General features: G+C 41.0%; 6 protein-coding genes and 1 pseudogene. 2 read left to right on the top strand and 5 right to left on the bottom strand.

The window, feature by feature from the left end; all coding sequences use genetic code 11:
* The 4 genes from AC1DBT_RS05865 to AC1DBT_RS05850 form a co-directional block, all read right to left on the bottom strand.
* A partial coding sequence (locus AC1DBT_RS05865; RefSeq protein WP_480018994.1) for an InlB B-repeat-containing protein occupies positions 1-1,648 on the bottom strand: 1,648 nt, incomplete at its 3' end.
* Between the two features lie 1,257 nt (positions 1,649-2,905).
* The gene (locus tag AC1DBT_RS05860; protein WP_480018993.1) at positions 2,906-5,797 is read right to left on the bottom strand and encodes a BspA family leucine-rich repeat surface protein; all 2,892 of its coding nucleotides are present in this window, start codon (positions 5,795-5,797) and stop codon (positions 2,906-2,908) included.
* A gap of 649 nt (positions 5,798-6,446) precedes the next feature.
* Positions 6,447-7,709: an ATP-binding protein gene (locus AC1DBT_RS05855; protein WP_480018992.1), complete on the bottom strand. Its 1,263-nt coding sequence runs from the start codon at positions 7,707-7,709 to the stop codon at positions 6,447-6,449.
* 930 nt (positions 7,710-8,639) lie between these two features.
* Positions 8,640-8,861: a DUF4417 domain-containing protein gene (locus tag AC1DBT_RS05850; protein ID WP_480018995.1), complete on the bottom strand. Its 222-nt coding sequence runs from the start codon at positions 8,859-8,861 to the stop codon at positions 8,640-8,642.
* Between the two features lie 171 nt (positions 8,862-9,032).
* Between AC1DBT_RS05850 and AC1DBT_RS05845 the strand changes: the two genes are divergently transcribed.
* On the top strand, positions 9,033-10,328 hold the full coding sequence (locus tag AC1DBT_RS05845) for a hypothetical protein (protein ID WP_480018991.1): 1,296 nt from the start codon (positions 9,033-9,035) through the stop codon (positions 10,326-10,328).
* A 304-nt stretch (positions 10,329-10,632) separates the two neighbouring features.
* A complete protein-coding gene (locus tag AC1DBT_RS05840; RefSeq protein WP_311444555.1) occupies positions 10,633-11,043 on the top strand; it encodes a hypothetical protein in 411 nt (136 codons plus the stop codon).
* Positions 11,044-11,054: 11 nt separating this feature from the next.
* Here AC1DBT_RS05840 and AC1DBT_RS05835 read toward each other — a convergent pair.
* Positions 11,055-11,347, bottom strand: a pseudogene (locus AC1DBT_RS05835) (hypothetical protein); the annotation flags it as partial.

Here is an 11,347-nt window from a genome sequence, read left to right as displayed (position 1 = left end):
TGGTGCTCGAAAAATCCGCGTCAGTAGCATTTTTCTGGGTACTCCAACCTACAAACTTATAGCCACTTTTACTAGGATCAGTTGGCATATCGGCATCAGTGACAGTTTTCTGATCTTCCACTTGAACGGTTTTGATCCACGCGCCATCGCTTTCGAACACAACATCATGGCTCGTTTCGTATGGATTGGCTTTAAACACAGCGTATACGGTTGTGTCTGCAGAAATAGCTTTGGTGCTCGAAAAATCCGCGTCAGTAGCATTTTTCTGGGTACTCCAACCTACAAACTTATAGCCACTTTTACTAGGACTAGCTGGAAATTTACTGCTGTCTAATGTTTCATTTTGTTTAACATAATAGGTGCTCAGCCATGCATCGTCATTCTTAAAGGTGACATCACACATCACAGGTTCAAATACGGCAAAAACGTATGTATCCCTATGAATTGGTGTACTCGATGTAAAATCAACGTCATCTTTACTTGTCCAATGACCGTTTGTACTCCACCCTAGGAATTTATATCCTTCAAGAGAAGGATTTGATGGCATTTCACTATTAACTCCTTGCCCATTTACTACATGTACATCAGAATATCTAGCACCCTCAACAGTAAAATGAACAATATACTCCCGTTGTGAATCATCATCGGGATCCTCCGGCTCGTCTGGATAAGGAAGCGGATCATCTGGATCCGGAATATGGCCACCAGGATTAGGTGGCAAAATAGGACGATCAGGTGGAATTGGATCTGGAACAATGTCAATTACACCAGGTTCTGTCTTGAAAATAGCATAAACTGTTATGTCTTGTGTAATTCTCTTCGTGAAGTCAAATTTAGGACCTGTACCATCTTGCTTTGCACTCCATCCAACAAACCTATAACCGTCTGGAGCAACCGCGCTTGGAGTTGAAGTTACTTTTTCTCCTTTTTCAACTTGGATAACACTGCTATCATTATTGCTTTTAAAAGTAACCGTTTGCATAACAATCTGACGTTTAAACACAGCATACACAGTGGTATTGGCAGAAACGGTTGTTGCGGATGTGAAGTTCACCTGGGTCTTTTCACTTGCACCCTCGGTTGTACTCCACCCGAGGAAATCATAGCCAGTTTTAGTGGGTTGAGCTGGCATCCTATTGCCCAGCGTTTTTCCTTTTTCAACGCGCATGGTATTGACGTTCGCGCCATCAATGTTGAATGTTACACTCGCTTTCTGAGCAGGGTCATCTTTGTCCTTCTTAAATACTGCATACACAGTTGTATTGGTAGTAACAGGTGTTTTATCCCAAAAATTCGCGGCAGTAGCATTGTTTTCAGTGCTCCACCCGAGGAAGATGTGACCCGTATCTTTTATGTCTGAAGGAGTGTCGGAACCAGTGGAATTGCCCTTTTTAACTTGTACCGTGGCGATCGTGGAGTCGCCATTTTTAAAGGTAACAGTAGGATATGCGGCTGCTGGCGCTTGCGTATCCTTGGGTGTACCGCTTGTCTTCTGGGCATTGCTTTGCGTTTGGCTGCCTATAGCGCTTGCCGCATATGCAGATGTTGGAGTAGTTGCTGCAACCGCTGCGCCTACGGTGGTTGCACACATACCAACACTTAAAATAACAGGTAAAACAGCACTGGATTTTTTATTTTTTTGAGACATAAATCCTCCTATACGGTTAGTGCATAGTGGAGTATATAGGGGATTATGATGTCTTATAAAGTAGGCTACAATATACACCTTCAACTTGGCAAAATAACCGCTATAATGCTCATTTTCCGTGAGTATATTGTAAGATAAAGTTCTTTTGTACTCAATATATTTTATGTATATTATATTCTAATTTTACATACAGCTTTGCTGATGTCCTTGTGATCCAATTAAGATGATTGAAGGTAATTCCAATTTAAGTGCTGCTTTTTAAAGGAGCGCCCAGTTCTAAGAATACTTTCTTAATGTTTTTGCTGCCCTGTCCTCGTTGGACATAATTTGTGCTCCTGAGAGGAACCCTGGTGTTCATTGACCTTAAAATTGGGTCCAAAGGAGACGCTGCATGGTAAAACTGCACTGAAATTCGTGTGATTTGCCGCCAAGAGATGCTCTTGCGCCCCTATTTAAAAAAATTTTGAGAAAAATTCGAAAAATACCCCGTTTGACACGAGTTCTGAAGCCAAAAATTGCCCTTCGCGCCGCTTTTGAGAGGTTTTCAAAACTGTACCAATGCGCTTACCTGGTCAAATGCAAATACGTTTTTTGGTTCTGTGGCGCAGCGTCACAAAAACTCGTGTCAAACAAGGATTTTTTCGAATATTAAGCGAAATGTTTTGTAAAAGCTTGTTCGAAAACGCCGCCGCAAAATCTTGAGCTAAAACGCTTCCCGCGTCGTTCTAACCAAATTTGTGTGCAATATTAGAAAATTCCACTTTGACACGTGTTTGGGAGCCGAAAATTGCTCTTTGAGACAATTTTGAGAAATGCGCCAAAAAGCCCCGCGCGACTACCTGGGAAAATGCAAAATGCGCTTTTCGTGCCGTGCACGCTAGCAGGCCATATGCGGTTGTGGGTTGCAGGCAGTGTCACGCCTTGCCTCAGCAACAACCCCAACGCAGCTCCAACAGACGCAGTGTATGCGTAGCTCACACCCCGCTGCGACTCCAACCCACAATCAGCGATAACAAAAAGAACTACTCGGTGCGCCCATAGGCCGCCACTTCAAATGAGCATGTTTCTCGAATATAAAGCGATTAAGCTGCTCATATGTCGCCATCTTAGCCGCGATGCTTAGTCGTGATGCCTGGATGTTTCTGGTTTTCAACTTAAAATCTTTGATGCAACATGGGGATGCGCACATAACAAGGCGGGCGCTCAGTTAGCAAGCGCCCGCCTTACGCCTAAATGCATGGGAATTATGCGCCGTTATTAGTGAGTGTCGTTATGTCTTGTGCCTTTACGATTCTTTTTGCGCTTAAGAAACGGGAACAAGAAGAAAAATCCGCCCACAACTGCTGCAATAGCAATAAGAATTCTCACGATAGAAGCAATCAAATTAGTGTTATCGCTGGCCGTATCTACGGCACTGCTTTTTGTAGAAGTACTGTTTAGGCTGGTAGTCGAGTCATTGTCATTATTGTGCCCGCCTTTAGCATCGCTGTTCGAATTATCGTTCGAGCTAGTTTCGGAACCGTTACTTGAGCTATTGTTTGGATCGCTATTGCTTCGAGCATTCGCAGAGTTGCTATTCGAACTGCTATTTGGAGTGTTTTTAGCCCTGTTCTTCGAGTCAATGCCTAGGCGTCCGCCGTCTGAATCAGTACCGTCTGTCTTGCCATCGCCTAGATTGGTACCGCTTGGATTATCATCAGGCTTATTTTCTGAATCATTATCAGAATCATTCATGTTAGGATGAAGATCTCCATCTGGGGTATCACCTGTATCGCTTCCTCCAGGTTGCGGCGTGGGGCTCGGCTGCGGATTAGGCTGCGGCTTCGGATCTGGCTCAGGCTGCGGCTCAGGAGCTGGCTCAGGCTTAGGCTCAGGAGCTGGCTCAGGCTTAGGCTCTGGCTCTGGCTGCGGTGACGGATTTGGATCTGGTGTGGGCGGTTGCGGCTGCGGCTGCGGTTCAGGCTCTGGCTCAGGCTGCGGCTCAGGAGCTGGCTCAGGCTTAGGCTCAGGCTCAGGATCTGGCTCTACAGGAATGGCATTATTCTTAATCTCTTCCCAAGGCATTGATGTATGAACCTTAGGATTCTTCAGGTCTCCCGTATCGGGATCAACATCATACGTAGTGGTAATAGTTTTGTTACCTTCATGCTCAACCTTAACATTGCCAACCTTAGTTGAACCATCATTAAAAGCCTCAAGCACCTCTTCGTCGGTAGCAGTATCGCTCCAAGCTCCATTAACTACTTTTCCTGTTTTAACTTTCTTTTTACCATCTTTAAAATCTTTTATTTTCTTTTTCTCATTAAATGCAAGCTCCCCGTCAGCCTCATACTTCATCTTTCCTTTAACATCAACAGTCTCAATTTTTGCAAGATGGTATTCCATATCAAAAACGGAAAATGCATCTTTAGGCTGATCAGAACTAAAAGGCACGAACTCAAAATCCTCAGGCAAATTAGCATTAGTATATGCTTGTCTTAATTCATTCAGCGCCTTTTTCATTGCGTTTTGAACGTGATACTTCATTATTGCCACAGGATCAGTTGATACACTGCCATTAATGCGCGAATCATACGCTGCAGGCAAATACAGTTTAATTTCCTTGCCCTGATAGTTCACGATGACCGGTTTTTCGTAATAAACGGCATCTTTCATACCATTTAGCAACACATCGTTATCGGTAAAGAATAGGCATTTGTGCGTGTAGTACTCTTCGCCGAAAGTGTCTGTAGCTATTGTTCCGTCAGAAAGAGGATTTGTTTTAAGATTATTACTTACTTTAGGATCGCCCGGTTTCTTGCTAAAAGTCCAGTTGTTGGCAATAACAATACCCTTAAAGTTCTTGAACATATCTGAATCATTAAAAGATGAAGCCCATGCTAGCAACAGATTGCCGGCTGGAAGATCACTTTTAAACTTTTTATTACTTACATCCAATACTAGGTCTTTGCTGCCTGCGGATTCAAACATTGACTGAAGAAATGTGAGTGATTTCGTATTCCATGTATTGGAAGTGTTATCTGACATAGTATTTAGTTTGTTGCTTCCGGTTAAAGATGTGCAGCCTGAAAACATGTACTTTACGCTTTTAAGTGTGTCCGTTTTCCAATTCGCTAGAGGCGTAATGTTTTTTAAGTTCTTACAATTAAAAAACATTTTGTCCATATACGCTGCGTTCGGTGTATTCCAAGTGCTCAGCGCATCAAGAGTCTCCAAGCTTTCGCATCCAGAAAATACCTCAGACATAAATCTAGCTGTTGAAACATTCCATTGGCGCAATCCCTGTATGTCTTTTAGTTTTTTGCAATCCTTGAACGCGCTATCCATTTCAAAAACTTTGCTAGTATCCCAGTTTTGCAATGCGTTTAAATTTGTGATTTGTTCGCAACCCTCAAACATTCCCTTCATCTCAGTAACGTTCTTTATGTTCCAGTTTTCCAAACCGTCTAAGCTTTCCAGATTCGTGCAACCTTTAAATAACTTAGTTGTCTTGGTAACGTTACTTACATCAAATGTATCTATATTGCCTAGCGATTTTATTTTCGAATTGCTAAATAGCGAAATATTTTTTATCACATCAGAAGGATCTTGCCATAGATGTAGATCGTGATAGCCATATACTTTGCCTTCAAATTTTAGAGTGGCACCAGAAGCTTCATCGCTTATAAGCTTATTGTGAAGAGTTTCAAATTCTTCTGGTCTATAACTAGCGCTGATAATGCCAGATCCGGCAGCATTTTTTGGCTTGATTACAAGGTATTTAACGCCTTTTATTGTTTGAACTTCTGCTTCACAGCCAGCCATTTTCCTGGCTGTTGCATCATCGATAATATGAGCCGGTGCAGGTTGAATGGGGGTTGAAGCAGGTTGAGTAGGAGTTAAAGTTGGTTGAATTTGAGTTGGTGCCGGTTGAATGGGGGAGCGATTGGAACTTGCTATACCCCTCCCCTCAACGGAACTATGTGTTTTAGCTTCTTTAACAGCAGATGTAACAGTAGATGACGTAACAGCACCAGAAGAAATATCGCTCGCACGAGAAGCGGCGTAAGCATTGGTTACGACCCCGTCAGTTAAAGCCAACGTGCTTGCGCAAAAACCAGCACTAAGTAGGGCAAAAATTCTACGATTAGGAGTGTTATTTTTCTTCATTGTCATCCTTTTCGGTGGAACAGCATATGTGCAAAAAATATGCAGTTAAGAGGCTTTATACATTAAATTTATGATTATTATACACCTAAACTCATGAATGTAGCATCGGTGTTTTCAAAGCGCAGACGAACTCTGAAGTGAATATGGCGTCACAGTTACCCATAGCAGCAGCAATATGGTAGTACTGCACTGCATCGGCATAATTGGACATTGTGTAAAACTGTGCGCCCTTTTGGTTGATGTACCCAACGTTCTTATTCATAATGGCAGTATAATCTGCAGACGATAGAGTGCAGGGTTCTTTACTTTGAGAATCACAGTCTTGAGCAGCCATTATGTTGCCCCCATTGTTGAAAGTAGTTGCCGCTGGCAGCTACGGTGCCAAATGTGCGCATGTATTGCAGGCGTGCATGTATATGTGCGCGAACGTGTACATATACGCGCAAGCTGTGCACGCGCTCGCGAACGTGCGCTTGCACGTGCTTTTGCATGTATTATACGCTTCGAGTGTATTTTCAGATAATGCTTTGTTTGGATTTTTCCATATGTCTTGTTTTCGTATGCTTGCGGTTAGAACTCAACAGATAAAGCAAAATCTTGCTCAATATGGCCTGTTCAAGACTTGATTACAAAGGCTCATACACATGAATTACTGATATATAATATTTGGATCCAGAAGAAAATCCAGTAACCCTGCGATAAGAACACCCTCTTCTGTATGCCAGGGTTTTACGCTCCCGCCGACTAGAATGATTTTCTGGAAAGCATCGCCTATATTCATCAAGGACTTTTCTTCCTGCAGAGTCTTTTCTCTGGTAGGAAGTGACAGGGCAGATTGAATATAAAATCGTTGATCCGCTTTATTTACGACAAAATCTACTTCCGTCTGTTTTCGAATATAATCACCATTTTTGTTTGTTTCCGACACCTGAACTCTACCGACATCAACTTGATATGCAAGTCGCTTCAGTTCATTGAATATGATGTTTTCCATGATATGAGTTTCTTCCATCTGTCGAAAACCAAGTACGGCATTTCTTACTCCGATATCCGTAAAATAATATTTCACGGGACTGCCAATATATTTTTTTCCTTTTATGTCATATCGAACTACTTGTTCCATAAGAAAAGAATCAGTTAGAAATGCAATATATTTTTCTAGCGTTGCTCTTGTAATAGAAACTTGTGATACAGACTTAAAGGTCTGGGCAAGTTTTCTGGTGCTTGTTAGTGACCCAATAGATGAGGCAATAACTTTGAGGACATCGCTGAATTCGCTCTGCTTCCGTATACTGTGTCGCTCTAAAATGTCTCTCTTATATGTGTTTTCAAATACTGATAGAAGGAAGGAACGTTTTTGCTCCTCGCTTTTCATCAGCACCACCTGAGGAAGGCCGCCGAACCGCCAATATTCCTCCCATCCATCTCTTTTGTCACCTTCATAAACAGACAAAAATTCAGAAAAAGAAAGCGGATATATCTGAATTTGGTCACTTCTTCCTCTGAACTCGGTAACAATATCCGAGGATAAGAACTTCGAATTACTGCCACTGACATATACGTCCAGATTTTCCATATGTAGAAAGCTGTTAAGAACATCAACGAAGTTATCCATCATCTGAATTTCGTCAATGAAAACATAATGTATTTTGCTGTCCTTCACGTGTGAATCAATAAAAGCAAGCATCATATCTGGATTGCGCAACTCTTTATTTCTTCTGTCATCCAGTGCTACTCGCAGAATGTGATCATCATTGACACCATTTTCAATCAGGTAGTCGTAGAAGAGTTTCATGAGAATATAAGTTTTTCCGCACCTACGCATACCAGAGATCACCTTGATCAGTCCGTTATTCTTTGATGCAATAAGTCTTTGAATATAGTGATCTCTCTTTATTTCTTTTCCGAACATATTTGTGCCTTCCATCATATGGAATATTTCGTTAATGACATATCAATGCGAATTTGCACCTAATGGCTACTTTATTATGAACGATTAATTGTGGCTTTTCAAGGACTCTAATGACCAAAAAGATATAATTTGCACCTAATGGCTACTTTATTATGAAAAAAGAATTGGTGTCTTAAAGTAAAACTAAAGCCCAAAGGCTTAATAAAGCTTTTCGGCTAGACTCATTCCATTGAGGATGGCTTGCACGATGCTTATAAAATAGCTTTCCTTATGGTTGCCAATTAAAATAGAGTCAATAGATATCCGTCAAGCATTGCAACAAAGACATACAGAATCAGCGCTCTCACAAAAGCGCTCACGTGTTTGTTAGGATTTTGGTAGATCTCCTTTTGTGGTATTTTGAGCAATCTGATTCGTTTTGTATTTCTCCACCACAATAAATCGATAACGATAAGGTCAAAAATATTTAACGTTTCACCTAAAATTAGCAAACTAATAAAATTATGAATATAATCCGTTTGTCGGACAGGAATACCCATCAACAAAAATAACGCGGTAAATAGTAAAAAATTTATAATGAACGCGGTGAATCTGCTCGTTGTTGCATATTTGCCCTGGTACGCTTTGATTGTTTTGATGCGCTTTTGAACTTCATTGGGGTACGACATATAATTTCTTAAATTTTTTTCGTCAGTGCCCGTGTTGACAAAACAGAGCACAAAAAACGCAGCGCATAATACGACAGTTTCAATTACAAGCAAGGATTATCCAACCTCCTCTTTTCAGTGTTACATTGACGGTCTATCCATAACAAATAATTCGGGATAATTTGCATTTCATTATCTTTTTTGCATTATCTTTTTGTAAGCAATAATCCTAATTCCTCGCGGCTTTATGTGCCTCTGTTTCATTTCTATATTAAATTTTATACTAAACTGGCATTGCGCCATATACAAGCACAACGCGCGGCTCTAGCTCGTCTAACATTGCCTGTAAGCCTTCTCGAAAATATCGCTTAGATTCAGCTGTTTTTATTTGTCCGTAGGTTCCAATCGAAACAATGCTGTGCTTATCAGCACCTTGAAAAGCTACTTTTTCGCCAAAAAGTTCATTGGCATAAGTTCTCTCATCACCCCAACGTGTCGCGCAAATCTAATATTAGAGCTGGTGCTTGCTTACATTGGAGCGTGCGGTATAAACTCAAACAATTGAAAAGTAATAATTAAATTCCTGTCAATAGATTCAAGAAAATAGTATAAAATAATAGCAATATAACCACATAAGGCAAGATTTCGATCATGTCTGATGAAGGGAGGTCCAATTATGAACCGCTCTATGAAACGTCGACTTTTAGCAGTGATTGCCTGCGCGGTGGTTTGCAGCGCATTGTTTGCTCTCTACTATTTCTTTAAGCCAGCTCCCACTATAAGCGCTCGAGATTTTACTACAAAAGATCAAGCGCTTGCCATACGCCTAACTAGTGTTTATATTGCTGGTGATACAAGCCTCATTCCAAAAACTGGATATACGGTGCTTGCTGATCCTTCTGGTAATATCCGCGCGTTTCAATGTGGCAAGATGGATTCTGCAAAACTCGTCTGGACACATGCTGGTGTTTTTTATGGCGGCCCTGATCAGGAATTCTTTACCAATGAAGAAGGAACAAAAGTTCTTTCTCGCGACATCAAGCTGGCAATAGAATATGCTCGTTATCCGCGTAATAACGTGCAAGGGTTTATGGCATTCTATGGAGCGGGAGGATCTCCCGATGGCTATAAACAACCTGTTATTTTAGGGGATTCAGAAAAAACCGAAATCATTGATGTCCGTGGCGGATATATGAGCATGGGAGCGTGTGATGATACGCTTTATGCTATAACGCAAACTATACACGCGCCCAATCTTTTTGATCAAGCCAAAGAGGTCTATCAAAAGCATTCAGGTGTATCAGATGAAGAACTTGCACAGATAGAAAACTTCGACGTTTTAGTTCAGGCGTATCCAGCAAATCATCCTCAAAACCCGCAGGTGCTTGAAAGTATTCCTTACCGTAGGGGCGTTGTGCATGCACATACATGTTATCAGCGCTTAGGTGACTGTATCTATCTTTTAAGTTTTAAACTTGATTATCCCGATGGTGAGCCAGGTGACGGCAAGGATCATCGTGCGGGGCATGGCGTGTTAGAAGAGTGGAACCTCAAAGATCACACGTATCGTATTATTGATGTAGTAGATGAAAAAGGCAATTTTGTTGGTTCTAATTTAGGAGTTTGCAGAGCCAGAGGCGTTATACAGGGCACCAGCTGCTATTATCTTACGAGTGGTAAGGTGTTTTCAATTGACATGACAACAGGAGCTGCCAAACAGCTTTATGAGTTTGAAGATCTCCCTGACGGAAAAGAGTATGTTAGGTTTAAAATAACACCGTCTGCAGTATATTGCCTTATCAGAGGGAAGGACACAGATGATCCTCTTGAGTTCTCTCGTTATGTATTTAAGACCGGCACATACGAACATCTATTTGATGTAAGTAGCTTAGCTGAATATCGCAAAAATAATGTAGGCATTAGTGATATTGCCATAAATCCCGCTTGGGAGGAATCGCTGAATAGCGAATAAGTTCTAAGCCGATGTGTGTTTTCGAGGGCAGAGTAAAGAAAACACGCACAGTATAGGGCTGTAACTTATATAAGATGGCTTTCTCGCAATGGGAGAGCCATCTTACTTTTTACCTGCTTATTGTGAGGTTGCTTATAGCGGCTTTTTAACCAAAATTGTAGCCACGCAGACCTGTTTAACCTGTAAATAACCATTCCACTTAACGCGGATTTTTGTTATGCTCTAGATACATTTTGGTATGCTCTAGATATCTTCCGTGAGCTAAAACGTATGAGTTACGCGAGTACATGGTAAGGAGGTTGTAATGAAGAAATCTATGTATCAAGCTATACGATTATTCCTTTTTTCATTATTGCTCCCTCTTTTAAGTTTGATTCTTAAATGGCTTATATCAATCGATCCAGAAATTGTTTATGACTCACCTGTTTTATTCATCGTTATACTCCACGCACTTGGTTTAACAAACCTTGTTCTTTATTCAATCGTTGTTAATCCAAAAACACTCGAAAACTTAGGAGTCTGTAAAACCATCGCTATCGCGCTCATCGCACCAGCCATTGATTTATTGATAGCACAACAGTCTCCTCAACAATTGGGTAGTAGCTGGACTTACCTGTACATTACATTTTTCTTAACCACTGAATGTGTCCCAACTATAATTCCGATTATTGTTAAAGAGTTTTTACGAAGAAGAAAACAAAAGCGCAAAGCCTAAAACATGCTTGGCTATTTAGCCCGTAGCGCCATTACGTCGTTCTTTACGTGGATTAAGCGGGGAGTACAGATACAATTAATCCCTTTCAAAAACTTCGTATGTGGGGATATGCCAATTAGTCTAACTATTGCACGGGTTACCTGGATATTTTTCCTATAGAGTAATCCAATACCTTCTTGTTGTAACATTTCCTCTTGATACGCTATTTTTACTTTGTTTTCCAAAATTCCGCCATTATTTTCTATAACTTTTATTGATCCGATATTGTCATCATCGCATGTAATCAAAACTTTCTGTAGGTGCA

Source organism: Fannyhessea sp. C0108B2 (assembly GCF_056583915.1).
This window is presented reverse-complemented; position numbering and strand designations above follow the sequence as displayed.

Coding starts and splice junctions, on each gene's coding strand:
- AC1DBT_RS05860 (WP_480018993.1), bottom strand. CDS start 5,797: ATGAAGAAAAATAACACTCCTAATCGTAGAATTTTTGCCCTACTTAGT.
- AC1DBT_RS05855 (WP_480018992.1), bottom strand. CDS start 7,709: ATGTTCGGAAAAGAAATAAAGAGAGATCACTATATTCAAAGACTTATT.
- AC1DBT_RS05845 (WP_480018991.1), top strand. CDS start 9,033: ATGAACCGCTCTATGAAACGTCGACTTTTAGCAGTGATTGCCTGCGCG.
- AC1DBT_RS05840 (WP_311444555.1), top strand. CDS start 10,633: ATGAAGAAATCTATGTATCAAGCTATACGATTATTCCTTTTTTCATTA.